This is a genomic window from Pseudomonas sp. NPDC086581, from assembly GCF_044746165.1.
Classification (GTDB): Bacteria; Pseudomonadota; Gammaproteobacteria; order Pseudomonadales; family Pseudomonadaceae; genus Pseudomonas.
In genome coordinates this window covers 35,243-58,753 of the sequence record NZ_JBIVBR010000018.1, presented here as the reverse complement: position 1 = coordinate 58,753, position 23,511 = coordinate 35,243, and the positions used below count along the sequence as shown (strand labels likewise).

At 65.6% G+C, this 23,511-nt stretch carries 23 protein-coding genes; 8 read left to right on the top strand and 15 right to left on the bottom strand.

Annotated elements, in window-relative coordinates; all coding sequences use genetic code 11:
- Positions 1–2 precede the first annotated feature (2 nt).
- Positions 3–905, bottom strand: coding sequence for an N-carbamoylputrescine amidase (aguB, locus tag ACIPK7_RS27435; protein ID WP_401091405.1), 903 nt, complete (start codon positions 903–905; stop codon positions 3–5).
- On the bottom strand, positions 905–1,960 hold the full coding sequence (locus ACIPK7_RS27430; protein WP_401091404.1) for an agmatine/peptidylarginine deiminase: 1,056 nt from the start codon (positions 1,958–1,960) through the stop codon (positions 905–907). Before ACIPK7_RS27430 ends, aguB begins: the two co-directional genes overlap by 1 nt.
- Before the next feature lie 133 nt (positions 1,961–2,093).
- On the opposite strand from ACIPK7_RS27430, the gene ACIPK7_RS27425 reads away from it, so the two are divergent.
- Positions 2,094–2,957 (top strand): LysR substrate-binding domain-containing protein, encoded by an 864-nt coding sequence (locus tag ACIPK7_RS27425; protein WP_401091402.1) that lies wholly within the window; start codon positions 2,094–2,096, stop codon positions 2,955–2,957.
- A 155-nt stretch (positions 2,958–3,112) separates the two neighbouring features.
- On the opposite strand, the gene ACIPK7_RS27420 is transcribed toward ACIPK7_RS27425, so the two are convergent.
- Complete coding sequence (locus ACIPK7_RS27420; RefSeq protein ID WP_401091400.1) at positions 3,113–3,544, bottom strand: helix-turn-helix domain-containing protein; 432 nt, start codon at positions 3,542–3,544, stop codon at positions 3,113–3,115.
- A gap of 108 nt (positions 3,545–3,652) precedes the next feature.
- Between ACIPK7_RS27420 and ACIPK7_RS27415 the strand changes: the two genes are divergently transcribed.
- Together ACIPK7_RS27415 and ACIPK7_RS27410 are read left to right on the top strand one after the other, a co-directional pair.
- Complete coding sequence (locus ACIPK7_RS27415) at positions 3,653–4,243, top strand: flavodoxin family protein (RefSeq protein ID WP_401091398.1); 591 nt, start codon at positions 3,653–3,655, stop codon at positions 4,241–4,243.
- A complete protein-coding gene (locus ACIPK7_RS27410; RefSeq protein WP_401091396.1) occupies positions 4,240–4,464 on the top strand; it encodes a DUF2798 domain-containing protein in 225 nt (74 codons plus the stop codon). Before ACIPK7_RS27415 ends, ACIPK7_RS27410 begins: the two co-directional genes overlap by 4 nt.
- Before the next feature lie 179 nt (positions 4,465–4,643).
- On the opposite strand, the gene ACIPK7_RS27405 is transcribed toward ACIPK7_RS27410, so the two are convergent.
- The 8 genes from ACIPK7_RS27405 to ACIPK7_RS27370 form a co-directional block, all read right to left on the bottom strand.
- Positions 4,644–5,045 (bottom strand): hypothetical protein, encoded by a 402-nt coding sequence (locus ACIPK7_RS27405; protein ID WP_081520563.1) that lies wholly within the window; start codon positions 5,043–5,045, stop codon positions 4,644–4,646.
- A 283-nt stretch (positions 5,046–5,328) separates the two neighbouring features.
- Positions 5,329–6,579 carry an OprD family porin gene (locus tag ACIPK7_RS27400; protein WP_401091394.1) on the bottom strand — a complete coding sequence of 417 codons (1,251 nt, stop codon included), beginning with the start codon at positions 6,577–6,579 and terminating at the stop codon, positions 5,329–5,331.
- Positions 6,580–6,658: 79 nt separating this feature from the next.
- Positions 6,659–7,603 carry an electron transfer flavoprotein subunit alpha/FixB family protein gene (locus ACIPK7_RS27395; protein ID WP_401091392.1) on the bottom strand — a complete coding sequence of 315 codons (945 nt, stop codon included), beginning with the start codon at positions 7,601–7,603 and terminating at the stop codon, positions 6,659–6,661.
- The gene (locus ACIPK7_RS27390) at positions 7,603–8,352 is read right to left on the bottom strand and encodes an electron transfer flavoprotein subunit beta/FixA family protein (RefSeq protein ID WP_401091390.1); all 750 of its coding nucleotides are present in this window, start codon (positions 8,350–8,352) and stop codon (positions 7,603–7,605) included. The genes ACIPK7_RS27395 and ACIPK7_RS27390 overlap by 1 nt, the downstream gene beginning before the upstream one ends.
- 193 nt (positions 8,353–8,545) lie before the next feature.
- Positions 8,546–9,784 carry a CaiB/BaiF CoA transferase family protein gene (locus ACIPK7_RS27385; RefSeq protein WP_401091389.1) on the bottom strand — a complete coding sequence of 413 codons (1,239 nt, stop codon included), beginning with the start codon at positions 9,782–9,784 and terminating at the stop codon, positions 8,546–8,548.
- 22 nt (positions 9,785–9,806) lie between these two features.
- On the bottom strand, positions 9,807–11,009 hold the full coding sequence (locus ACIPK7_RS27380; RefSeq protein ID WP_401091387.1) for a 3-oxoadipyl-CoA thiolase: 1,203 nt from the start codon (positions 11,007–11,009) through the stop codon (positions 9,807–9,809).
- Positions 11,010–11,042: 33 nt separating this feature from the next.
- On the bottom strand, positions 11,043–12,587 hold the full coding sequence (locus tag ACIPK7_RS27375) for a 3-hydroxyacyl-CoA dehydrogenase (RefSeq protein WP_401091385.1): 1,545 nt from the start codon (positions 12,585–12,587) through the stop codon (positions 11,043–11,045).
- Positions 12,584–13,360: an enoyl-CoA hydratase gene (locus ACIPK7_RS27370; protein ID WP_401091383.1), complete on the bottom strand. Its 777-nt coding sequence runs from the start codon at positions 13,358–13,360 to the stop codon at positions 12,584–12,586. The genes ACIPK7_RS27375 and ACIPK7_RS27370 overlap by 4 nt, the downstream gene beginning before the upstream one ends.
- A 243-nt stretch (positions 13,361–13,603) precedes the next feature.
- Between ACIPK7_RS27370 and ACIPK7_RS27365 the strand changes: the two genes are divergently transcribed.
- The 3 genes from ACIPK7_RS27365 (at position 13,604) to ACIPK7_RS27355 (ending at position 17,093) form a co-directional block, all read left to right on the top strand.
- Complete coding sequence (locus ACIPK7_RS27365; RefSeq protein ID WP_081520824.1) at positions 13,604–14,470, top strand: IclR family transcriptional regulator; 867 nt, start codon at positions 13,604–13,606, stop codon at positions 14,468–14,470.
- Between the two features lie 59 nt (positions 14,471–14,529).
- Entirely contained in the window at positions 14,530–15,684 is a 1,155-nt protein-coding gene (locus tag ACIPK7_RS27360; RefSeq protein ID WP_401091381.1) for an acyl-CoA dehydrogenase family protein, read from the top strand.
- Between the two features lie 131 nt (positions 15,685–15,815).
- On the top strand, positions 15,816–17,093 hold the full coding sequence (locus tag ACIPK7_RS27355) for an MFS transporter (protein WP_401091379.1): 1,278 nt from the start codon (positions 15,816–15,818) through the stop codon (positions 17,091–17,093).
- A 144-nt stretch (positions 17,094–17,237) separates the two neighbouring features.
- Here ACIPK7_RS27355 and ACIPK7_RS27350 read toward each other — a convergent pair whose 3' ends face one another.
- A complete protein-coding gene (locus ACIPK7_RS27350; RefSeq protein WP_017518411.1) occupies positions 17,238–17,447 on the bottom strand; it encodes a cold-shock protein in 210 nt (69 codons plus the stop codon).
- A gap of 290 nt (positions 17,448–17,737) precedes the next feature.
- Here ACIPK7_RS27350 and ACIPK7_RS27345 point away from each other — a divergent pair, with 290 nt between their 5' ends.
- Entirely contained in the window at positions 17,738–17,905 is a 168-nt protein-coding gene (locus ACIPK7_RS27345; protein WP_184596138.1) for a hypothetical protein, read from the top strand.
- A gap of 47 nt (positions 17,906–17,952) precedes the next feature.
- Here ACIPK7_RS27345 and otsA read toward each other — a convergent pair whose 3' ends face one another.
- From otsA to otsB, 3 genes are read right to left on the bottom strand one after another with little or no spacing between them, the layout of a single operon-like run.
- Positions 17,953–19,362: an alpha,alpha-trehalose-phosphate synthase (UDP-forming) gene (otsA, locus tag ACIPK7_RS27340; RefSeq protein ID WP_192431000.1), complete on the bottom strand. Its 1,410-nt coding sequence runs from the start codon at positions 19,360–19,362 to the stop codon at positions 17,953–17,955.
- Complete coding sequence (locus tag ACIPK7_RS27335; RefSeq protein ID WP_401091377.1) at positions 19,344–21,143, bottom strand: glycoside hydrolase family 15 protein; 1,800 nt, start codon at positions 21,141–21,143, stop codon at positions 19,344–19,346. The genes otsA and ACIPK7_RS27335 overlap by 19 nt, the downstream gene beginning before the upstream one ends.
- The gene (otsB, locus tag ACIPK7_RS27330) at positions 21,143–21,955 is read right to left on the bottom strand and encodes a trehalose-phosphatase (protein WP_401091375.1); all 813 of its coding nucleotides are present in this window, start codon (positions 21,953–21,955) and stop codon (positions 21,143–21,145) included. Before otsB ends, ACIPK7_RS27335 begins: the two co-directional genes overlap by 1 nt.
- 285 nt (positions 21,956–22,240) lie before the next feature.
- On the opposite strand from otsB, the gene ACIPK7_RS27325 reads away from it, so the two are divergent.
- Entirely contained in the window at positions 22,241–23,467 is a 1,227-nt protein-coding gene (locus ACIPK7_RS27325; RefSeq protein ID WP_401091373.1) for an EAL domain-containing protein, read from the top strand.
- Positions 23,468–23,511: the final 44 nt, after the last annotated feature.

Genomic DNA, 23,511 nt, shown 5'->3' with positions numbered 1-23,511 from the left:
GGTCAGACTCCTTGCCAGCGCGGGTGCAGGTGGCGGCCGTCGAGGCCGAGCAGCGGGCCGTACATTTCCGGGCGACGATCGCGGTAGACGCCCCAGGTCAGGCGCTCCTCGCGGGCCAGGTCGAGGTCCAGCTCGCGCACCAGCACGGCGGCCTCGTTGCGCCCGGCCTCGGCCAGCAGCGCGCCCTTGTGGTCGGTGATGAAGGACGAACCGTAGAAGCGCATGCGCAGCGCGTCATCGCTGGGCGCCACTTCCTCGCCGATGCGGTTGGCCGCCAGCACCGGCAGCAGGTTGGCGGCGGCGTGGCCGCGCTGGGCGGTCTGCCAGTGGTCGCGGGAATCCAGCTGTTCGGCGCCCGGCTCGGAGCCGATGGCGGTGGGGAACAGCAGCATCTCCGCGCCTTGCAGCGCCAGGCAGCGGGCAGTCTCGGGGAACCACTGGTCCCAGCAGATGCCCACGCCGATACGGCCGACGGCGGTGTCCCAGACGCGGAAGCCGGTGTCGCCGGGACTGAAGTATTCCTTCTCCTGGTAGCCGATGGCGTTGGGGATGTGCGTCTTGCGGTACATCCCGAGCAGGCTGCCGTCGGCGTCGGCCACGGTCAGCGAGTTGAAGTAGGCGTTGCCGGCGCGCTCGAACCAGCTGATCGGCAGCACCACGTTGAGCTCCGCCGCCAGGTTGGCGAAGCGCTGTAGCAGCGGGCTGTCCTCATACGGCTGGGCCAGGGCGAGGTGGGCGTGGTCCTGCTCGATGCAGAAGTACGGCGTGGCGAACAGCTCGGGCAGGAGGATCAGCTTCGCCCCCGCCGCTGCAGCCGCGCGCACGTGGCGCTCGGCTTCGGCAAGGTTGCGCGGCAGGTCCCAGCTGCAGGAGAACTGCAGGACAGCGACGGTCAGCTTGCTCATCACAGGCCCCCCAGCGGCCAGGCCGGCTGCTGCTGGGTGATGCAGTGCACGCCGCCACCACCATGGGCCAGGTTGTTGATGCGCACCGGCACCACTTCGCGGCCGGGGAAGGCGCGGGCCAGCACCGCCGCGGCTTCGTCGTCGGCGGCGATGCCGTAGGCCGGCATGATCACCGCGCCATTGGCGAGGTAGAAGTTGGTGTAGGACGCGCAGAAGACTTCCGCTTCAGGGTCCACCGCCGCGCTGGCTTCGAACAGCTCGATCAGCTCGAAGGAACGGCCCTTGGCATCGGTGGCCAGCTCCAGCGCACGACGATTTTCGCGCGCCACTTCGGCGTAGGTACTGGAAGCATCGTGGGTGGCATCCACCAGCAGCACGCCGGGGCGAGCGAAAGCGCACACGCCGTCGACGTGGCCGTCGGTCATATCGCCAGTGACGTACTGCGGGTCGCCCGGCAGCCAGATGGTCTTGGTCACGCCGAGCAGGCGGCTGAAGATTTCCTCCATCTCGCGCTTGCTGACGCCGGGGTTGCGGTTGGGGTTGAGCAGCACCGACTCGGTGGTGATCAGCGTACCCTCGCCGTCCACATGGATCGCGCCGCCTTCGTTGGACAGCGGCGTACCGAAGCAATCGAAGCCGAGGTGGTTGAGAATGCGCCGGCCCAGGCCTTCGTCCAGGGTGTGTTCGGACTTGCCGCCCCAGGCGTTGAAGCGCCAGCTCACACCGGCAACGCCGTGCTGCGGATGGCAGATGAAGGTCGGCCCGGAGTCGCGGCACCAGCTGTCGTCGATGGGCAGCGGCACCAGCTCAACGTTGGCCCCGCACAGCTCGGCGGCGCGGGCCATGGCGGACGGGTCCACCACCAGTTTCACCGGCTCGAAGCGGGCGATGGCGTTGGCGACGCGGGCAAAGTCTTCCTGCACCTGTTCCAGGGTCACGTGCCAGCCGCCCTCCCAGAGCGGACGGTTATGCGGGAATGCCATCCAGGTCGCCGCGTGGTTGACCCATTCGGCAGGCATACGCCAGCCGTTCTGCCTATCGTCGTTGCGATGCATACTCAAGCCTTTGGTAAGTAATTTTTATCGGAAGGAAAAGGTTCAGCGGCGCCTGACAACCATGCTAGGCCTGTAAAAATGTCAGAACAAACGATAGATTTTGCGCAAATCTGATTAGGCAGACTTATCGATCATGCTCAAACACTGGCCACCCCTGAATGCCCTGCGCGGCTTCGAAGCCGCCGCGCGCCTGGGCAGCTTCCACAAGGCCGCCGAGGAACTGCACCTCACCCAGTCGGCCATCAGCCAGCAGATCCGCAGCCTGGAAAGCTTCGTCGAACAGCCGCTATTCTATCGCTCCGGGCGCAAGGTGGCGCTGACCGACGCTGGCGCCGACCTGCTCAGCACCACGCAATCCATGCTGCAGCAACTGGCCGTAGGCATCCGCCGCCTGGACCAGTACCGCAAGCCCAACCAGTTGGTGGTCAACACCACCCCGGCCTTCGCCCGCCACTGGCTGGTGCCGCGCCTGGGCGACTTCCACGCCCGCCACCCGCAGATCGACCTCTGGCTGCTGACCACCGACGAAACCCCGGACATGGCCACACAGACCATCGACATCGCCGTGCGCGACGACCTCACCGCCCAGGCCGAGTGCCGCTTCCGCGTGCTGCTGGAGGATCGCCTCTACCCGGCCTGCCATCCTTCATTGCTGGCGCAGCCGGAACCGACGCGCACCACCCTGCACGGCGAACGGGAAATGGACTGGGCGCACTGGCAACTGCAGGGCGGCGCCGACGTCGGCCAGCGCAGCGAGGGCCTGAACTTCTCCGATCCCGGCCTGCTGCTGGACGCCGCGAGCCAGGGCCTGGGCGTTGCCCTGGTGAGCCAGCTGCTGGCCGGCGATGCGCGAGAGAATGGCCTGCTGGCCCCGCTCAGCGAGCAGATCGTGCGCGGGCCGAACTGGTCGCTGCTGGTGCATCAGCAGAGCGAGCGCAATGCCCAGGCGGTAGGGTTCTGCGAGTGGCTGTCCGCCGCGCTGGGCGTCTCCCTGTAGGGCGCAAAACGCCTAAAGCGTTATCCGCCAAGCCGGCGGATTACCCGTTCCGGGTTGTTCGCCCTACGGGCAGAGCGTTCCTCTGTAGGAGCGAGCTTGCTCGCTCCTATGAAGAGCCCTCAACCCGGTAGAGGGCACGCCCCGCTCCAGTTCCATCACACAGCCCCCTTCCTCAACCGCCCCCGCTCCTTCTTCCCCTCCAGCGCACTCTCCCCCGCGGCCTTCACCAGCCGCTGGAAAGTCGGGCACTCCGCATGACTGGGCGCCGGGCACGCCGCCGCATGCCGCAGCCCCCGACTCATCGCCCGCAGGCGCCGGATCGTGGCATCCAGCTCGTCCGCTTTGGCCGCCAGCATCTGCCGGTTGATGTTCGTCCCGCCGTCGCCTGCGAACATCGAGCGGATTTCCTCCAGGCTGAACCCGGCCGACTGGCCCAGGCTAATCAACGCCAGTTGATCGAGAATCTGCGGCGCGAACTGGCGCCGAGCGCCGGGTTTGGCGAGCGAGACGATCAGCCCCTTCTCCTCGTAGAAACGCAGGGTCGATGCCGGCACGCCGGAACGCCTGGCTACGTCAGCGATATCCATGCAACACCTCTTGACCTCAAGTTCGCTTGAACTTGTAGGTTCACGCCAAAGGCCGCCGAGGTCAATCCACAAGCGGCCTTCCCCCTGCGTGCAACCTGCGGAGAAACCATGAAAACCATCGCCATCGTCTACCACAGCGCCAGCGGCCGTACCGAGCGCATCGCCCAGACCATCGCCAGCGGCGCCCGCCAGGTGCCCGGCTGCGAAGTGAACCTGCTCAAGGCGCAGGGGTTGATCGAACAGCCGCAAGCGCTGCTTGCCTGCCACGGCCTGATCCTCGGTTCGCCCACCTACCTGGGCGGCGTCTCGGCGCCGCTGAAAGCGCTGATGGACGCCACGGGGCCCTTGTGGCGCCAGCAGAAGCTGCGTGGCCGCCTGGCCGCCGGCTTCACCGTCTCGGCGCTGCCGGCGGGCGACAAGCAGTCCACGCTGATCTCGCTGTTCACCTTCTGCATGCAGCACGGCATGCTCTGGGCCGGCAACCCGATCCTCCCCGAGCAGCACCTGGGCGTGCCTGCCGAGGAAGCCGCCAACCGCCTTGGTTCCTGGTCCGGGCTGATGGCCCAGGCAGAGAAGACCACCGCGGACTTCTGCCCCGGCGACCTGAAGACCGCGCGGCTGTTCGGCCAGCACTTCGCCGAAACCCTCGGTCGCCTGCACCAACCGCAGCTTGAGCACGCGCAGGAGGCCCACGCATGATCCCGCGCCGTTACGCACCGCTTCTGTTCGCGCTGATTTTGTCCGGCGTGATGACCCTGCTGGTCTCCGGGCTTGCCACCGGGCGCGCCGTCGGCCTGACGCCGGCCTTCGCCCAGCTCTGGCTGGGCGCGTGGCTCACCAGCTGGAGCATCGGCTTCCCGCTGGTGCTGGTCATCGCCCCGCTGACCCACCGCCTCGTGGAAAGGCTGGTCCGCTCGTAGGCTCAGGAATATCAGGAGGCTCGTGCCTAGGATGGGTGGAGCGGACCATGCCCGCGATCGCGCGCATGGCGCGCATGGCGCGCTCCTACAATTTGCCGGCACGCCGTGCATTCACCGGCACGAATGGATTCGCCCCGCGATGGATTCGCTGGCAGCGCCCGCTCCTAAGGGAGTGGGCCTCACTGCCGAATCCCATCGGTAAACCGGCAGAAGCCGTCACGCACCGCGCCCTCGGTGGTGTACATGCCGCCCAGGGTGACGAAGACATAGCTTACCTTGGAGCCGGAGCCCGACTTTTCCACCACAACGTTCAACGGTGCGTTGCGGCTGCTCAGGATCACGCCCTGGTAGGCGGAGATGGTGCCGCTCTTCTCGTCGGCGTTCTGGATGGTGAAGCCTTCCTTCACCAGCGTCTTCTGCGCCCGGTCGAAGACCTTGGCCACCGGCATGTCCAACTGGACGTTGGACGTGAAGGTCTTGCCGGCAATGAAGCCACCTTCGGTGTTGAAGTTGTCTTCGCACTGGTTGCCGGTCTTCTGGTGCGCACAGCCCTGCAACAGGGCGGCAGCGAGCAGAATCATCGTCACTCGTCGCATCATCGTTCCTTGATCTCGTGGGGCCGCCATCCCTGCGGGTCTACAGCGGCGAAGGGGTTTTATAAGCCGAGGACACGAGCCCTGACCAGACTTTTCCTCGCCTTGTGAGACCGCCAGCACGTAGGAAATATCCCCTCACTCGCTCAAGCACGGGCTTTCACGCCGTTCGTCTCGGAATCTCGCCGGGGTACGTTCCGGGCCTGCCTGCGCAGCGCCCGGAAACTCGGCCCCCCCCCAATCGTCAAGACCGGGAGGCTCCAAGCCGCACTTACCAGATCGGCAAGGTGTAGCTGACGATGAAGCGGGTTTCGTCCATGTCGTTGCCGAAGCTGCTGCGGAAGGTACTGTTGCGCAGCTTGAAGCCGACGTTCTTCAGGGGGCCGCTCTGCACCAGGTAACCGACGTCGGTGTCGCGCTCCCACTCCTTGCCGTTGCCCTGCCCGTTCAGCAGGTCGATGTTGTCGCCGCGCAGGTAGCGGGTCATCAGACTCAGGCCGGGCAGCCCGTAGGAGGCGAAGTTGAAGTCGTAGCGCAGCTGCCAGGAGCGTTCGTCCTTGTTGGCGAAATCGCCGATCTGCACGTAGTTGACCAGGTATGGGTCAGTACCGGACAGGTAGGCGAAGCCGGTGTCGCCGGACATGCGCTGCAGGCCGAGGCCGAACGCCTGGTTGCCCAGTTTGTAGGTGAACATGGCGTTGAGCGCGCGGTTGTCGACGTTGCTGCCGCCATCGTCGGTGGAGCGTGCCCAGCGGATGTCGGACTTCAGCGACTGACCCTCGGCGATCGGCAGCGTGTGCACCAGGCTCACGTAGTGCTGGCGATAGAGGTCTTCGAGGTTGGCGTAGTGGTAGCTGATGCTGAGCTGGTTGCTCCAGCGGTAGGTCCCGCCAGCGAGATTGAAACGGTCGCTGGTGAGGTGGCTGCCAGCAACAATGTTGCGCTTGTTGCCGCGGGTCATCGACAGGTCTTCGTCGTTGGACGAATCGCGCTGCTTCACCTCGCGAAGCTGGCCAAGTTGCAGGTCGAGGTCATCGAGTTCCTTCGACTCCACCAGCGCGCCCTGGAAAGTCTGCGGCAGCAGGCGGGTGTCGTTGTACTGCACCACCGGCAGCTTGGGCAGCAGCGTGCCGACCCTCAGGGTGCTCTTGGAGACGCGTAGCTTGGCGGTCAGGCCGAGGTCGCTGTAGTCATCGGCGGCGCGCTTGTCGCTGGCGGAGTACGGCAGCAGGCCGGAGCCGGAGCGATCCGGGCTGGAGTCGAGCTTCAGGCCCAGCAGGCCGAGGGCATCGACGCCAACGCCGACGGTGCCGTCGGTGTAGCCCGATTCGTAGCGCAGCAGGAAGCCCTGCGCCCATTCCTCGGATTTAGACTGGGCGGCGCCGCTCTGGCGGTAGTCGCGGTTGAAGTAGAAGTTGCGCGTTTCGATGCTGGCCTTGCTGTCGGCGAGGAAATCGGCGTGGACGAACGGGGGCAGCAGCGCCAGTCCGGAGACCAGCACGGGGAGTCGACGAGTATTCATTGTTCTTGTTTCTTTCTACTTGAGGTGTTGGCAAAACGCCGGGCCGATGACGCTGGCCCGGCCAGGGGAATGAGCCGGATCAGATAGTCCGTTCCAGCTCCGGTACGGCTTCGAACAGATCGGCGACCAGGCCGTAGTCGGCGACCTGGAAGATCGGCGCCTCTTCGTCCTTGTTGATCGCAACGATCACTTTCGAGTCCTTCATGCCCGCCAGGTGCTGGATGGCGCCAGAGATGCCGACGGCCACGTACAGCTGCGGAGCGACGATCTTGCCGGTCTGGCCGACCTGCATGTCGTTCGGCACGAAGCCGGCGTCAACGGCAGCGCGGGAAGCGCCGACGGCAGCGCCCAGCTTGTCAGCCAGGGAGTAGAGGATGCTGAAGTTGTCGCCATTGCCCATGCCACGGCCGCCGGAAACGACGATCCTGGCAGCGGTCAGCTCCGGACGGTCGGACTTGGCCAGTTCCTCGCCCACGAAGGCGGACTTGCCGGCGTCGGCCGGGCCGGAAACGGCTTCGACAGCGGCGGAGCCACCTTCGGCAGCGACGGCGTCGAAGCCGGTGCCACGCACGGTGATGACCTTGATGGCAGCCGAGGATTGCACGGTAGCGATGGCGTTGCCGGCATAGATCGGACGCTTGAAGGTATCGGCGCTGACCACTTCGATGATTTCGGAGATCTGGTCGACGTCCAGCAGGGCGGCAACGCGCGGCAGGAAGTTCTTGCCGTTGGTGGTGGCCGGGGCCAGCACGTGGCTGTAGCCCTTGCCCCCATTCTCACCAACAAGAGCTGCGATCAGGGGAGCCACATTCTCCGGCAGCTGGTGAGCGTAGGCGGCGTTGTCGGCGACCAGCACCTTGGCAACACCGGCGATCCTGGCGGCGGCTTCAGCCACGCCACCGACGTTCTGGCCAGCGACCAGCACGCTGATTTCGCCGCCAATCTTCTGCGCAGCGGCAACGGTGTTCAGCGTCGCCGAGCCCAGCGCGCCATTCGAATGTTCTGCAACAACCAGGACAGCCATCAGATCACCTTCGCTTCGTTCTTCAGTTTCTCGACCAGTTCGGCCACCGATTTCACCTTGATGCCGGCGCTGCGCGCGGCGGGCGCTTCCACCTTGAGTGTCTTCACGGTGGAAGCCGTGGAGATGCCCAGCGCATCGGGGGTGAGGATTTCCAGCGGCTTCTTCTTCGCCTTCATGATGTTGGGCAGCGACGCGTAGCGCGGCTCGTTCAGGCGCAGGTCGGTGGTGACGATTGCCGGCAGGTTCAGGGCAACGGTCTGCAGGCCGCCGTCGATTTCACGGGTGACGTTGACCTTGTCGCCCGCGACTTCGACCTTGGAGGCAAAGGTGCCCTGGGCGTAGCCGGTCAGCGCCGCCAGCATCTGGCCGGTCTGGTTGTTGTCGCTGTCGATGGCCTGCTTGCCGAGGATGACCAGTTGCGGCTGCTCTTTGTCGACGAGGGCTTTCAGGGCCTTCGCCACCGCGAGCGAGTTCAGTTCGTCATTGCTCTCAACCAGCACCGCGCGGTCTGCGCCGAGGGCCATCGCGGTACGCAGTTGCTCCTGGGCAGCGGTCGGGCCGACGGAGACCGCAACGATCTCGGTGACGACGCCTTTCTCTTTCAGGCGGACGGCCTCTTCCACGGCAATTTCGCAGAAGGGGTTCATGGACATCTTCACATTGGCCAGATCGACGCCGAAGTGGTCCGCCTTGACGCGGACCTTGACGTTGTAATCGACCACGCGTTTTACCGCGACCAGTACTTTCATTCGGTTGTTTCCTTGGCTTGCGCCGTCATGGATCGACGCTGCGGTTGGGATGGGTTCGCGAGCAGGCTCCCCCCTACGAAGAGCAATGGGGGAACACCCGTAGGAGCGAGCTTGCTCGCGAACGAACTCAACGAACGTAGGGCGGATAACGCTGGCGCGTTATGCGCCCTACTCTCTTGCGAGCATTGAAGCGTCAGGGTTTGCCCAACTGTTCGATCACACCCTCGGCCTTGAGCACAGCCAGGCGCGCGTCGTCGAGCCCCAGGCGGCGCTTGAGCACCTCGTCGGTGTGTTCGCCGAGCATGGGCGCCGGGCGCTGGTACTCCACCGGGGTCTCGGACAGCTTCAGCGGGCTGCCGACCATGCGGAACGCAGGGTTCTGCGCGTGGGGAATCTCCACCAGCATGTCGCGGGCGACCACCTGCGGCTCGTCCAGCGCGCGGCCGATATCGTTGATCACGCCGACCGGCACCTTCATCGCGTGGATGCGCCGCACCCAGTTGTCGGCGGTGTCGCCCTGGAAGTGTTCGGCCAGCTTGCCGACGATCACGTCGCGGTTGCGCACGCGGTCGGCGTTGCGGGTGAAGCGCGGGTCCTTCGGCAGTTCGGGCAGGCCGATGGCGTCGCACAGCGAGACGAACTGGCTGTCGTTGCCGCAGGCGATAATGAAGTCCATGTCCTGCGCGCTGAACACCTGGTACGGCACGATGTTGACGTGGGCATTGCCCTGGCGGCCCGGCGAGCGGCCGGTGGCGAGGTAGTTCTGACTCTGGTTGCCGAGCATGGCGACCTGCACGTCGAGCAGCGCCATGTCGCAGTGCTGTCCGCGGCCGGTCTTCTCCCGCGCCAGCAGCGCGGCCTGGATGGCGACCACCGAGTACAGGCCGGTCATTACGTCGGACACGGCGACACCGACCTTCTGCGGGCTGGCGCCGGGCACGCCGTCCTTCTCGCCGGTGATGCTCATCAGCCCGCCCATGCCCTGGATGATGAAGTCGTAGCCGGGCTCTTCGGCGCGCGGGCCGGTCTGGCCGAAGCCGGTGATGGAGCAGTAGACCAGGCGCGGATTGACCTTGGACAGGCTGTCGTAATCCAGCCCGTACTTGGCCAGCGAGCCGGCCTTGTAGTTCTCGATCAGCACGTCGCACTCGCAGGCCAGGGCGCGCACCAGCGCCTGGCCTTCTTCTGTCGCCAGGTTCAGCGCCACCGACAGCTTGTTGCGGTTGGTCGACTGGTAGTACGCCGCCTCGGAGCTGTCCGAGCCGTCGGCAGCCTTCATGTAAGGCGGGCCCCAGCCGCGGGTGTCGTCACCCACGCCGGGACGTTCGATCTTGATCACTTCCGCGCCCAGGTCGGCCAGCACCTGGCCGCACCAGGGGCCGGCCAGCACGCGGCTGAGATCGAGTACGCGGTATCCGCTCAAAGCACCCATCTTCAATTCCTCGCAGGCGCGCTTACGCGCGCTCGATAACCATGGCGAGCCCCTGGCCCACACCGATGCACAGGCTGATCACCGCATAGCGTTGACCCGTGCGCTGCAGTTGTCGCGCCACGCTCAGCGCCAGCCGCGCGCCGGAAGCGCCCAGCGGGTGGCCGACGGCGATGGCGCCGCCATTGGGATTGACCCGTGCATCGTCGAAGTCCACGCCCAGGCTGTGCAGGCAGCCGAGCACCTGGGAGGCGAAGGCTTCGTTGATCTCGATGATGTCCATGTCGGCAAGGGTCAGTTCGGCACGGGCAAGTGCCTTGTTGATCGCCTCCACCGGGCCGACACCCATGATGCGCGGCTCCACGCCGACCGCCGCCGCCGAGAGAATCCGCGCGAGCGGCTTGAGGCCGTGGCGCTCACCCGCCGCAGCGGAACCGATCAGCAGCGCAGCCGCACCATCGTTGACACCGGAAGCGTTGCCGGCAGTGACCACGCCGCCTTCGGACAGCGGCTTCAGGCGCGCCAGCGCGGCTTCGTCGGAAGACGGACGCGGATGTTCATCCTGCTCGACCAGGTTCGGCGGCGTCTTGCGTCCGGTAGGCACGCTGACCGGGAGGATTTCCCCGGCGAAGAAACCAGCCTTGCGGGCGGCTTCATAGTTGGCCTGGGAACAGGCGGCGAAGCGGTCGGCCTGTTCGCGGCTGATGCCGAACTCGCGGGCCACGTTGTCGCCGGTCTCCGGCATAGTGTCGTTGCCGAAGCCGGCGACGATCTTCGGGTTGGGGAAGCGCGCGCCGATGGTGCTGTCGAATACTGTCAGGTCGCGGCTGTAGGCGGCCTCGGCCTTGGCCATGACGAAGGGCGCGCGGGACATGCTTTCCACCCCGCCAGCGACGAACAGTTCGCCTTCGCCACAGGTCACGGCACGCGCCGCGTCAATGACGGCCGCCAAGCCGCTGGCGCACAGGCGGTTCACCGTCTGCCCCGGCACGGTCACCGGCAGGCCGGCGAGCAGCGCGGCATGGCGGGCGACGTTGCGGCTGTCTTCACCGGCCTGGTTAGTGTTGCCGAGGATCACGTCCTCGATGGCCTCGCCGGGCACGCTGGTGCGGGCCAGCAGTTCGCGGATCACCTGGGCGATCAGGTCGTCCGGGCGTACCGGGGCCAGGGCGCCGCCATGGCGCCCGAAGGGGGTGCGCAGTCCGGCGTAGATAAAGGCATTGAGCATGGAAATCTCCTTGAAAGAGGTGGGCGCCGGGCCTCAGCCCAGCGCGGGCTCGGCGTGGCGCAGCGACAACCCCAGCGCGGCGCGGCGGCGCAGCCAGGGGCCGGGGCGATAGCGAGCGTCGCCGGTCAGGCCGGTCATGCGTTCGAGAATGGTCTGCAGGCGCGCCGGGCCGACGCTGTCGCCCCAGGCCAGCGGGCCTTGCGGGTAACCCAGGCCACGGCGCACGCCTTCGTCGAGGTCATCGACGCTGGCGATGCGCTGCTGAACGATATCGCCGGCCAGGTTGACGATCAGCGCCAGTACGCGCTGGGCGACGAAGCCGACGCTGTCATTGATCACCGTGACGCCCACGCCATCGGCGGCCAGCAGCGCATGGGCGGCGTCGCGCATGGCCGGGGCGGTCGCCGGGTTCTGCATCAGGCAGCGGTGGCGTTGCGGGTCCAGCAGCAGGTCGATGCACAGGGTGCGCGCCGGGTCGGTGCCGAAGGTCTGGCACGCCGTGGTGGCATCCACGCCATAGGGCGCCAGCAGGCACAGCGCCTCGCTGCTCGGCTGGGCGCCCTGCTCCAGCTTCGCGCCAAGCTGCTTCAGCAGTTCGCCGAGGCGTTCGCGGTCCTGGTCGTTCTCCGCGCCGATCCACACCGGCGGCATTGCGGCCACGTTCGGCACCGGTTGCGGTGCGGGCGCATCGATCATCTCGCCGTCGGCATAGCGATAGAAGCCGCGCCCGACCTTGCGCCCGACGAAGCCGGCTTCGAGCATCTGCCGGGTCAGCGCCGCCGGGCGATAGCGCGGCTCCTGGTAGAACTGGTTATAGATGGACTCGATCACCGGGTGCGAAACGTCCAGCGCGGTGAGGTCGAACAGTTCCAGCGGTCCCATGCGGAAACCCAGGCCTTCGCGCAGGATGCGGTCGATATCGGCCGGTTCGGCGATGGCTTCCTTGAGCATCTGCAGGGCTTCGGTGCTGTAGGCGCGGCCGGCGTGGTTGATGATGAAGCCGGGGGTGTCCTTGGCGCGGATACCGCGATGGCCCATGCGCGCGGCGAGCGCCACCAGACGGTCGCCGACCTGCGGGTCGCTGGCCAGGCCGTCGATCACCTCGACCACCTTCATCAGCGGCACCGGGTTGAAGAAGTGGAAGCCTGCCACTCGCTGCGGATGCTGGCAGCCACGGGCGATGCTGGTGACCGACAGCGACGAGGTATTGGTCGCGAGAATGCAGTCGGCGCTGACCACGGCTTCCAGCTCGGCCAGCAGCGACTGCTTGGCATCCAGGCGCTCGATGATCGCCTCGACCACCAGATCGGAATCCGCCAGCTCGCTCAGGGAGCCGGCGACCAGCAGCCGCGCCAGGGTGGCGTCGGCCTCGGCGGTGGTGATCTTGCCCTTCTCCGCTAGCTTGGCGAGGGTCCGGCCGAGGTTGTCGCGGGCGCTTTGCGCGGCGCCGTCGCGGGCGTCGAAGAGTTTCACCTGGATGCCGGCCTGGGCAGCGATCTGGGCGATGCCGCTGCCCATGACACCGGTGCCGACAATCGCTATGCGCTCGATGCGCTCGAAAGAAAGGGTCATGCTCATTCCCCCAGGAAGCTGGCTTGGCGTTTTTCCAGGAAGGCGGCGGCGCCCTCCTTCTGGTCCTGCGAATCGAACAGCAGCTGGAAGGCCTTGCGCTCCAGGGTCAGGGCGCTTTCCAGCGGCAGGTCGGCGCCGGCGAGCATCACTTCCTTGATCTGCGCCACGGCCAGCGGCGGCAGCGCGGCGATCTCGGCGGCCAGCTCCAGCGCTCGGGGCAGCGTGCGTGCATCTTCCACCACCTCGCTGAGCATGCCGATGGCCAGGGCTTCCGGCGCCTTGATCAGGCAGCCGGTCAGGGCAATGCGCATCGCCTGGAACTTGCCCACGGCGCGGATCAGCCGCTGGGTGCCACCCGCGCCGGGCATCAGTCCGAGCTTCACTTCCGGCTGGCCGAAGCGTGCCGACTCACCGGCGACGATGATGTCGCAGTGCATCGCCAGCTCGCAGCCGCCGCCCAGGGCGAAGCCATTCACGGCGGCGATCACCGGCTTCGGGCAGTGCGAGATGGCTTCCCACAGCAGCTCGGTGTGACGGCGGTACATCTCGATGGGGCTGGCTTGGGCGAATTCGCGGATGTCCGCCCCAGCGACGAAGCACTCCTCGCCGCCGGTCAGCACCACCGCGCGAACGTCGCGGTTTTCGCTCAGGGCACGGAAGTGCTCGGCCAGCTGCTGGCGCACGGCAGCATTCAAGGCGTTCTTGGCTTCCGGTCGGTCGATGCGGACGACCGCCACACCATCGGCCTGGATATCGAGATGAACCACGCTGGTATTCATTGGAGCTCTGACCTCTTATATGTTTCGTCTGACGAAACTACATTCCGTATTTCGATTTCATCATAGTGACACCCAATCCAGCCTGTAAACGGTGAAGATCGGCACACCCTCTCAAGGCCTTTAAATACGAGGCTTTTAATATTTTTAAGGGTGCACCTGTACTATCGTTCCCAGACCTATTACAATTTCGCCTGACGAAACTGCATTTTATTTTATTGATTTTCCGTGAATAGGGGTTCTACCATGCGCCGCAACAAGACGGAGATGGATTCGGCTGCGCCGACGAAAAACGAAGGTGAGATCGGCCTGCTGGAACGGGGACTGTATGACCCCGCCACGGCACTGAGCGAAGAGGAAAACAGCGGCCAGTTCGTGACGGCCCTGGCTCGCGGCCTGGAGATCCTGCGTTGCTTCACGCCACGGGAAAACGTGCTGAGCAACCAGGACCTGGCCCGCAAGACCGACCTGCCCAAGCCGACCGTGACACGCCTGACCAACACCCTGATGCGCCTGGGTTGCCTCAAGCGCGAGGTGCATTCGGGCAAGTACCAACTGGACGTCGGCGTACTGGGTTTCGGCTACGCGATGCTGTCGAACCTGTCGATCCGCGCGGTGGCCCATCCGCTGATGGAGGAACTGGCCAACCACGCCCAGGCGGCGGTGGCCATGGCTGCCCGCGACCGCCTGCAGATGGTCTATGTGGACGTCGTGCAGGGCCAGGGAAACATGACGATGCGCCGGCAGATAGGCAGTTACCTGCCGCTGGCGGCGAGTTCGGTGGGCCGCGCGTGCCTCGCGGCGATGCCGGAGAACGAGCGGGAATTCCTGCTCGACCACGTTCGCCAGCGCGAACCGGAAAACTGGCCGGCCATCCGCAAGGGTCTGGACCGCGCCTTCAGGGACTTCACCGATTACGGCTACTGCCTGTCGATCGGCGAATGGCACCGCGACGTCAACTCCGTCGCCGTGCCCTTGGTACATCCGCAGTACGGGCTCCTGGCCTTCAACTGCGGCGGCCCGAGCTTCCAGCTGACACGCGAGAAGCTCGAGGACGACATCGGGCCCCGCCTGATCAACATGGTCAACAACATAGGTGCCGCCGCTCGCTGAATCTCGGGTGACGGTGCCTCGGAAGACAGGCCCGCTCGCGGGCCTTTTGAGGAGTGCACATGATCCGAGACCCAGAAACGCTGCAGATACTTCTGGATTCCATCCACCAGTTCGTCGGCGAAGTGCTGATCCCGCGGGAGAACGAGGTCGCCGAGACCGACGCAATCCCGCAGGACATCGTCCAGCAGATGCGCGAGATGGGCCTGTTCGGCCTGACCATCCCCGAAGAGTTCGGCGGCCTGGGCGTGACCATGGAAGAAGAGGTGAACATCACCTTCGAACTCGGCCGCACCTCCCCCGCCTTCCGTTCCTACATCGGCACCAACAACGGCATCGGCTCCATCGGCATCCTGATCGACGGCACGCCGGAGCAGAAAGCCCACTACCTGCCCAGGCTCGCCAGCGGCGAACTGCTCAGCGCCTTCTGCCTGACCGAGCCGGACTCGGGTTCCGACGCCGCTTCGCTGAAAACCACCGCCGTGCGCGATGGCGACTTCTATGTGCTCAACGGCACCAAGCGCTTCATCACCAACGCCCCGCATGCCGGCATCTATACGGTGATGGCCCGCACCAACCCGGCGATCAAGGGTTCCGCCGGCATCAGCGCGTTCATCGTCGAGCGCGGCACGCCGGGCATCTCCCTGGGCAAGCCGGACCACAAGATGGGCCAGAAAGGCGCGCACACCAGCGACGTGATCTTCGACAACGTGCGCATCCCCGCCAGCCAACTGATCGGCGGCGTCGAGGGCGTGGGCTTCAAGACCGCCATGAAGGTACTCGACAAGGGCCGCCTGCACATCGCCGCGCTGAGTGTCGGCGCCGCCGAGCGCATGCTCGCCGACGCGCTGCAATACGCCCTGGAGCGCAAGCAGTTCGGCCAGCCGATCGCCGAGTTCCAGCTGATCCAGGCAATGCTGGCCGACAGCAAGGCCGAGATCTACGCCGCCCGCTGCATGGTGCTGGACGCCGCGCGCAAGCGCGATGAGGGCCGGAACGTCAGCACCGAAGCCTCCTGCGCGAAGATGTTCGCCACCGAGATGTGCGGCCGCGTGGCCGACCGCTGCGTACAGATCCACGGCGGCGCCGGCTACGTCAGCGAGTACGCCATCGAGCGCTTCTACCGCGACGTCCGCCTGTTCCGACTCTACGAGGGCACCACCCAGATCCAGCAGGTGATCATCGCCCGCAACATGATCCGCGAAGCCCAGTCCTGACAAACAGGCACTGAGGCACCCAATTCGGCAGCGCGTGGCCACGCACCACGCGCCTGCCGGCAGGATTCGCACGCACGCTTACCGAGGGTCGGCCAACCGCCCCGCCAACAACTACAACAGGTAATTCGTTCATGGAAAACACTGCTTCCGCAACGGCTGCAACCGCTGCCACTCAGAGCAAGACCTGGGTCCTGGTCTTCGCCTTCTGCTTCATCGGCCTGCTGATCGATGGCGCAGACCTGATGCTCCTCTCCTACAGTCTCACCAGCCTCAAGGCCGAGTTCGGCCTGAGCAACCTCCAGGCCGGCAGCCTGGGCAGCGTCACCCTGGCCGGCATGGCCTTCGGTGGCATCTACGGCGGCTGGGCCTGCGACCGCTTCGGCCGGGTCAGGACGGTGGTCTGGACCATCGTGCTGTTCTCCGTCGGCACCGCAGTGCTCGGACTGACCCACAACTACTGGCAGTTCGCCGCAGCGCGCTTCGTCGCCTCGCTGGGCCTCGGCGCCCTGTACGTGGCCTGCAACACGCTGATGGCCGAGTACGTACCGACCAAGTACCGCACCACCGTGCTCGGCACCCTGCAGGCCGGCTGGTCGGTCGGCTACATCGTCGCCACCCTGCTGGCCGGCTGGATCCTGCCGGACCACGGCTGGCGCTACCTGTTCTACATCGCCATCATTCCGGTAGTGCTGGCCGTGGCGATGCGCAAGCTCATCCCCGAACCCGCCGCCTGGGTCCAGGCGCAGGCCGAACGCCAGCAGCGCAAGTCCGCCGGCCCGTCGAGCCAGCCCGTCGCGCCGCGGCAGAATGCCTTCCGCCAGATCTTCAGCGATCCGAAGGCCAGCCGCATGTTCCTGTTCTGGGCACTGACCGCCGGCTTCCTGCAGTTCGGCTACTACGGCGTGAACAACTGGATGCCGTCGTACCTGGAAACCGAGATGGGCATGAACTTCAAGGCGATGACCTCCTACCTGGTGGGCACCTACGCCGCGATGATCCTCGGCAAGGTGCTGGCCGGCGTCGCCGCCGACTGGTTCGGCCGCCGCACCGTATTCTCCTTCGGCGCCCTGGGCACTGCGGTATTCCTGCCGGTGATCGTGCTGTTCCACAGCCCCGAGAACATTCTCTGGATGCTGGTGGTGTTCGGCTTCCTCTATGGTATCCCGTACGGTGTGAACGCGACCTACATGACCGAGAGCTTCGCCGCCGCCTTCCGTGGCACGGCAGTCGGTGGTGCGTACAACATCGGCCGCATCGGCGCAGCCATCGCCCCGGCGGTGATTGGCTTCCTCGCCACGCAGATGTCCATTGGCGTGGGCTTCCTTGTGATGGGCGCGGCGTACTTCATCTGCGGCGTCATCCCCGCCCTGCTGATCCGCGACAAGCAGTTCGACCCGCAACAGGAATGACCTGGGCGCTCAGCGCCCAGCCACGAAAAACGCCCGGCGCACTGCACCGGGCGTTTTTATTTGCGCGCCCGAAAGAGTCATCGGGACAAATCGCAGGTAAAAAAAAGCCCCGCCGAAGCGGGGCTCTTTCGTCAGCGATGTCGATTAGACAGCGCGAACTTGTTCAGCTTGCGGGCCTTTCTGGCCGGCAGTCACAACGAAGCTGACCTTCTGGCCTTCGTCGAGGGACTTGTAGCCGTTGCCTTCGATCTGACGGAAGTGAACGAATACGTCCGGGCCGCTTTCCGGGGTGATGAAGCCGAAGCCCTTCTCAGCGTTGAACCACTTGACGATGCCGTTTTGACGATCGGACATGATGTTGTCTCCTAAAAGAATGCTAAAGGCCGGCCGAAAGCCGACCGGCGATGAGCTGAATGCGTAGTGAAGAGGTGCCGAGGAGATGGAGCATCTTGTAGAAGAACATCAAGTCGCGGAACTCGTTACTGGGCAGGCAGCCCATGCAGAATACAAGGTTTGGCGCTAATTCATAGCTTTTTTTCACGACCAGTGGTGATTTTGACAAATGGTCGAGCTATCCCGGCCAAATTCACAAAAGACGTGTAGGCTGACCGGGCCGGTTTGGCGCCCAACGCAAAGGTGACTTCATGACTGATTCACAGCTGATTCGCGAACGTTCGGAGCTCGATGAAAAGATTGCCGCTTTCCTTTCCCAGGGCGGCGAAATCCAGGAAATCCCCGTTGGCCAACTGGCAGTGAAGGTCGAGCGAAAGTCGCAGTGGGCGAAGTCCGAGGGCAAGAAGCCGGCGCCCTGAGCATTTTGAATGCATGAAGAAAACCCCGCACGGCGGGGTTTTGCGTATCAGTGGCCCAGGTAATGGTTCGACAGCCAGTTCAGCGCCCTGCCCGGCCGCGTCAGCGCGTCGATGAAACTCGGCCCCCAGAAACGGATGTCGTTGGCCTCCAGCACCGCATACATGTCGCGGTGGCGTGCCTGGCGCTCCCTGAGGGGCATGCGCAGGGCCTTGAGCATGGCGTCGGCCAGGGCGTCGCGGTCATGGGGGTTGATGATCAGCGCGCCGCCCAGCTCGGCGGCGGCGCCCGCGAACTGGGAGAGGATCAGCACGCCGGGATCGTCCGGGTCCTGGGCAGCGACGAATTCCTTGGCCACCAGGTTCATCCCATCCCGCAGCGGCGTCACCAAGCCGATCCGTGCATGGCGCATGACCATCGCGATGTCCGCGCGCTGGTGATTGCGCGCCACATAACGCAGCGGCACCCAGGACACGGCGCCGAAACGCCCATTGATATGCCCTACCCGCGCACTCACGGCGGCATCGATGTCGACGTACTCGGGAATGTCCTGGCGGCTGCCAGGCGATATCTGCAGGCAGGTGACGCGGTTGTGCCAGTCCGGGTTGCGCTCGAGGAAGCGCTCGTAGCCGTCCAGCCGGTTGACGATGCCCTTGGAGTAGTCGAGACGGTCCACCCCCACCATCAGCGAGCGGCCGCCCAGGCTTTCGCGCAGGTCCTCGGCCGCCTGGCTCTGCGCGGCCTCCTCTGCCAGCCGGCGGAAACCTGCAGCGTCGACGCCCACCGGGAAGACACCGACGCGAAAATGCTGGTCCTCCAGGTGATAACGCCGCCCATCTGGCGTTGCCGCTCCGACCACGCGAGTCAAGTAGCGGGCAAAGTTGCTGGCGTCATTCTCGGTCTGGAAGCCGATCAGGTTGTACTGGGTCAGCGCGCGGATCAGTTCGTCGTGGTGCGGCAGCGCGGTGATGAGGTCGGCCGGCGGCATCGGGATGTGCAGGAAGAAGCCGATACGGTTGCCGTGCCCGCGCTGCCTCAAGGCGGCAGCCAGGGGGATCAGGTGGTAGTCGTGGACCCAGAGGACGTCGTCCTCCTCCAGCAACGGGCTCAGGCGCTCGGCGAAGAACTCGTTGACCCGCTGGTAACCGCCGAACTCGGCTTCGTTGAATTCGGCCAGGTCGACCCGGTAATGCAGGATCGGCCAGAGCACGCGATTGGCGAAGCCGTTGTAGTACTCATCGAAGTCCTGCGGGTGCAGGTCGGTGAGTATGTACTGCAGGTTGTCGCGCTGGACCATGGTCGGCGGGCCTGGCTCCTCGGCCTTCTCGCCGCTCCAGCCGAACCAGATGCCCTCGCGGTTGCGCATGGCGGCGTCCACCGCCACGGCCAGACCGCCCGGCGCCGGGCCGTTTTCATCGGGGATCGCGACCCGATTGGAAATCACCACGAGGCGCGGCATAGGCCTTCCTCCCAACCAATGGAAAGACGCATGGCGGAGTTGATCAGACCGGCCATGGAGTAGGTCTGCGGAATGTTCCCCCAGAGTTCGCCGGTCTCCGGGTGGAGGTCCTCGGAGAGCAGTCCGTAGCGGTTGCGCGCGGCGATCAGTTGCTCGAACAGCTGGCGCGCCTCATCGATGCGGCCGATGGCCGCCAGCGCGTCGAGGTACCAGAACTTCACCACCAGGAAGGCAGTTTCCGGCACGCCGAAATCATCCGCGGCGGCGTAGCGCAGCATCTGCCCGTTGACGTTGAGTTCGCGGCCGATGCACTCGACTGTGGCGATGAAGCGCGGGTCGTCGGCCTCGATGATGCCCAGCTCGTTCATCAGCAGCACACTGGCATCGAGGTCGTCGTGGCCAAAGGCGCCAGTGAAGCACTGCATCTTCTCGCTCCAGGCCTCGGCGAGGATGCGTTCGCGCAGGTTGGCGGCCTTGTCCATCCAACCGCCAGCTTCCTCGTCGCGCCCCAGGCGTTTGGCGATGCGCCCGACGCGGTCGCAGGCAACCCAGCAGAGCAGCGCGGAATGGGTGTGGATGCGCTGGCGACCACGGTATTCCCAGATGCCGGCATCGGGCTCGAAAGCCGCGTGCACGGCCTTGGCGGCGAGGTTCTCCAGCAGTTGCAGCATGCCGTCGCTGCTGGGGTTGGGCAGGCGCTCATCGACGAAGCTCTGCAACACCGCCAGCGCTACCGAGCCGAACACATCGTGCTGGTTCTGCTCCACGGCCTGGTTGCCGACGCGCACCGGCGCGTGGTTGAGGAAGCCGGCGAGCTCCGGCTCGATGCGTTCGGTGAGGACCTGGTTGGGGATGATCCCATACAGCGGCTTGAGCTCGGCATTTCCGCTGGCCACGGTAGTGATGAAGTCGATGTAGCCCTCCATGGTCCGCGTGGCGCCCAGGCGGTTCAGGGCGAGGATCACGAAGTAGGCGTCGCGCAGCCAGCAGTAGCGGTAGTCCCAGTTGCGCTGCGAGTCCGGCGCCTCCGGCACGGAGGTGGTGGCCGCGGCGATGATCGCCCCGGTGTCTTCGAAATTGCACAGCTTCAGGGTAATAGCCGAACGGATCACCACCTGCTGCCATTCGAAGCAGATGGCCAGCCCCCGCACCCAGTCGTGCCAGTGGTTCTGGGTGCGTTTGAGGTAATCGCGGACTACTTCGCCGGGAGCGTTGTCGAGCGGTTCGTCGAGGCCGATCACCAGGCTTAACGGGTGGCGCAGGGCGAACGGCGTTTCGTGCTGGATGTAGGCCAGCGGCGCATCGGTGGTCAGGCGCAACGGCTCGTCGCCGTGCAGGTAGCGGATATGACTGGAGCCGCTGGTGCCCCGGCTGGGCTTGCCGTAGCCATGGGTCGGGCGCACGCGAAGGGTGATCTTCGGCACGCCCTCGATGGGCTCGATCAGCCGGCATAGCTGCGCCGGCCGGTAGAGGTGGCCGTGTTGCAGGAAGCGCGGAGCGAAGTCGGTGATGCGCACCGCGCCGCCGTTGTCGTCGCGCAGCACGGTGGTGATGATCGCCGTATTGCGCTGATAGTCGGACGTGCTGCTGATCTGGTTCTCCAGCACCACGTCGGCAAAGCCTTTCTCGTCATCGCCGGCCAATAGCCGGGAGAAAGCCGGATCGCTGTCGAAGTTCGGGTAGCACCACCAGACCAGCCGTGCCTGCGGGTTGACCAGGGCGGCCACCCGGCAGTTGCCGATCAGGCCCAGTTCCAGAGCACCTTCGTGCCGGTTCGTCATCAGTGATTTCCTCCTGCGGCTTGCATGAGTGCTTCACGGACTTGCTCCGCGTCGCTGAACACCGCGCTGGCACCGGGCAAGGCACGTCCGACCGAAAGGCCGAGGCCGCCCAGGGCAGGCATCAACGCGATGGCGGGTTCGTCGGTCACGTCATCGCCGATGTATAGCGGCAGGCGTCCGGCAAAGCCGGGCATGCCCAGCAGCCGCTGGATCGCCTGGGCCTTGTCGACGCCCTCGGGGACGACTTCGTAGACCTGTTTGCCGTTGAGCAAGCGCAGCCCTGCGCCTTCCGGCGCCCGCAGCAATGCCTGCAACTCGGAACGCAAGTCGGCGGCCAGCGCGGGGGCGTTGCGGTAGTGCAGCGCGTAGCTGCTGCCCTTGTCCTCGGCATGGATTCCGACATGCCGGTTCGCCAGGGCGTTCAACTGCACTCGCACGCTGGCGGGCAGGTCCTTGGTGGTGCGGCGAATCGGGCTGTCGCCGCTTTCGCGCCAGTGAGCGCCGTGGCCGCCGCTGGCGGCGAGGCGCAAGGGTTGCATGAGCAGGTCGAGCTCTTCGACCGGCCGGCCGCTGATCAGGGCCAGGGCACCGTCGAGTCGGCGATGCAAGTGCGTGAGGACATCGAGCAGCCCAGGCGGTACGACGACCGCGCCGGGTGATTCGGCGATGTCCAGGAGGGTTCCGTCGACATCCAGGAACAGTGCGGTCTGCTGAGGTCGGCTGAGCCAGAGGTTCAGCAGCGCAGTGGCTGAGGCCTCGCTATGCGGGACCATGGCGGTGTCGACAGGTCCCCTTGATACGGGACGTGACATGAGCCATTTCTCCTTGTTCAGGGCGTGCCGCGCGGCCGTGGGTAGCCGTTGCGGACGTGAAAGGGAGCCCAAGGACCCTAACATGTGGGACCACGAGGGTCGACCTTGGGTTTCACTGCCTTTTCCAACCGAGAAGGCGCAGGCCAGAGCAGCCGGGAGAGACAGGCAAGTTCTCCGCACCAACGTCGATGGGATTTTCCTGACAGAAGAACTGGAATCATCCGCCTCACAGCGCGGAAGGCATTTCCGAGAATGCGTCGGACCAGTCTCACATGAGAAAACCCCATGCTTCCGCTCTCTGCCCTGGTCCTCCAGGCTTCCGGCCTGCACCGTTCCACCGCTGTCACTGCGTTGCAGCACCTGGGCTACAGCTTCCTGTCGGCAGTCTCCAGCAATGCTTTCGCGCTGGATCGGCTGCGCAGCCAGGGCGGCGTCCACCTGTTGATCTGCGATGTGCGCATCGATCCGGTCTCGCGCCTGGATCTGCTCCAGACCGTGGCCCGCGAGCGCCTCGCTCATGGCGTAGTGGTCAGCGGGGAGATGGTGCCAGGCACCTGGAGCGCCCTCTCCCACCTGCTGCAATTGCAAGGCTTGATGGTGTTCTGGCTGGGCAACGAGGCCGCGACCCTGGAGCGCTTGCGCACACTGCTCGCCGACTTTCAACCCAGGGAAGCACGGCTTGGCCTGCCGCTGAATGAAGCCGCCGCGGATGAAGTAGGCGAAGCCGCCAATCTGCCCCCACGTGGACGTCTGCGCGCGCACCTGCAGCCCAAGGTATCCGTGGCGACCGCGCAGGTTTATGGGTTCGAGGTGCTGGCGCGCTGGCAGTTGGAGGACGGAAACTTTCTGCTCCCCGGAGAGTTCCTCCCGGGGCTGCGGCGGGCCGGCAAGCTCGACGGCATGCTCTTCGAACTGATGACGCAGGCTGTCGAGGCCCTTCGCCCCCTGGGCAACAAAGAGCTGAAGCTGTCCTTCAACCTGGAAGCCGAACAGATCGCCCAGACCGACTTTGCCGCCACGGTGGAGCGCAATCTGCGACGACTGGACATCGACCCTGGACGCATCACCTTCGAGCTGACCGAGACCTCGCCACTGCGCGCGCCGCCGCTGAGCCTGGAGAACGTGCTGCGTCTGCGCCTGCTGGGCTGTGGCCTGGCCATCGACGATTTCGGCTGTGGCCACTCCACCCTGCAGCGCTTGATGGAGCTGCCGTTCACCGAGATGAAGCTCGACCGCCACCTGGTAGCGGACGCGAACAATGGCGACCCGCGCCGCCTCATCGTGCTGCGCAACGCCCTGGCGCTCGGCCGCGAACTGGGCCTCAGGGTGATTGCCGAGGGTGTGGAGAACCCCGCGCAACTTCGCCAGTTGCAGCAGCTGGAATGCGATTGCGCGCAGGGGTATCTGTTCGGCAAGCCGATGGATGCCAGCCAGATCGGCACGTTCCTGCGCGGCGCGCCGCCACTGCTGCAGAAGCTGGACGCAGTTCAGGCGCTACGCCCGGCGCAGTGAGACGCGGAAAAGAAAACGGCTGTTGCGGACTTCCTGTCCGCAAC

Coding starts and splice junctions, on each gene's coding strand:
- ACIPK7_RS27360 (WP_401091381.1), top strand. CDS start 14,530: ATGATCCGAGACCCAGAAACGCTGCAGATACTTCTGGATTCCATCCAC.
- ACIPK7_RS27370 (WP_401091383.1), bottom strand. CDS start 13,360: ATGAATACCAGCGTGGTTCATCTCGATATCCAGGCCGATGGTGTGGCG.
- ACIPK7_RS27385 (WP_401091389.1), bottom strand. CDS start 9,784: ATGGGTGCTTTGAGCGGATACCGCGTACTCGATCTCAGCCGCGTGCTG.
- ACIPK7_RS27410 (WP_401091396.1), top strand. CDS start 4,240: ATGATCCCGCGCCGTTACGCACCGCTTCTGTTCGCGCTGATTTTGTCC.
- ACIPK7_RS27350 (WP_017518411.1), bottom strand. CDS start 17,447: ATGTCCGATCGTCAAAACGGCATCGTCAAGTGGTTCAACGCTGAGAAG.
- ACIPK7_RS27415 (WP_401091398.1), top strand. CDS start 3,653: ATGAAAACCATCGCCATCGTCTACCACAGCGCCAGCGGCCGTACCGAG.
- ACIPK7_RS27375 (WP_401091385.1), bottom strand. CDS start 12,587: ATGAGCATGACCCTTTCTTTCGAGCGCATCGAGCGCATAGCGATTGTC.
- aguB (WP_401091405.1), bottom strand. CDS start 905: ATGAGCAAGCTGACCGTCGCTGTCCTGCAGTTCTCCTGCAGCTGGGAC.
- ACIPK7_RS27400 (WP_401091394.1), bottom strand. CDS start 6,579: ATGAATACTCGTCGACTCCCCGTGCTGGTCTCCGGACTGGCGCTGCTG.
- ACIPK7_RS27380 (WP_401091387.1), bottom strand. CDS start 11,009: ATGCTCAATGCCTTTATCTACGCCGGACTGCGCACCCCCTTCGGGCGC.
- ACIPK7_RS27335 (WP_401091377.1), bottom strand. CDS start 21,143: ATGACGAACCGGCACGAAGGTGCTCTGGAACTGGGCCTGATCGGCAAC.
- ACIPK7_RS27430 (WP_401091404.1), bottom strand. CDS start 1,960: ATGCATCGCAACGACGATAGGCAGAACGGCTGGCGTATGCCTGCCGAA.
- ACIPK7_RS27425 (WP_401091402.1), top strand. CDS start 2,094: ATGCTCAAACACTGGCCACCCCTGAATGCCCTGCGCGGCTTCGAAGCC.
- otsB (WP_401091375.1), bottom strand. CDS start 21,955: ATGTCACGTCCCGTATCAAGGGGACCTGTCGACACCGCCATGGTCCCG.
- ACIPK7_RS27420 (WP_401091400.1), bottom strand. CDS start 3,544: ATGGATATCGCTGACGTAGCCAGGCGTTCCGGCGTGCCGGCATCGACC.
- ACIPK7_RS27405 (WP_081520563.1), bottom strand. CDS start 5,045: ATGATTCTGCTCGCTGCCGCCCTGTTGCAGGGCTGTGCGCACCAGAAG.
- otsA (WP_192431000.1), bottom strand. CDS start 19,362: ATGCCGCGCCTCGTGGTGATTTCCAATCGGGTCGCGATCCCCGATGAA.
- ACIPK7_RS27325 (WP_401091373.1), top strand. CDS start 22,241: ATGCTTCCGCTCTCTGCCCTGGTCCTCCAGGCTTCCGGCCTGCACCGT.
- ACIPK7_RS27355 (WP_401091379.1), top strand. CDS start 15,816: ATGGAAAACACTGCTTCCGCAACGGCTGCAACCGCTGCCACTCAGAGC.
- ACIPK7_RS27365 (WP_081520824.1), top strand. CDS start 13,604: ATGCGCCGCAACAAGACGGAGATGGATTCGGCTGCGCCGACGAAAAAC.
- ACIPK7_RS27395 (WP_401091392.1), bottom strand. CDS start 7,603: ATGGCTGTCCTGGTTGTTGCAGAACATTCGAATGGCGCGCTGGGCTCG.
- ACIPK7_RS27345 (WP_184596138.1), top strand. CDS start 17,738: ATGACTGATTCACAGCTGATTCGCGAACGTTCGGAGCTCGATGAAAAG.
- ACIPK7_RS27390 (WP_401091390.1), bottom strand. CDS start 8,352: ATGAAAGTACTGGTCGCGGTAAAACGCGTGGTCGATTACAACGTCAAG.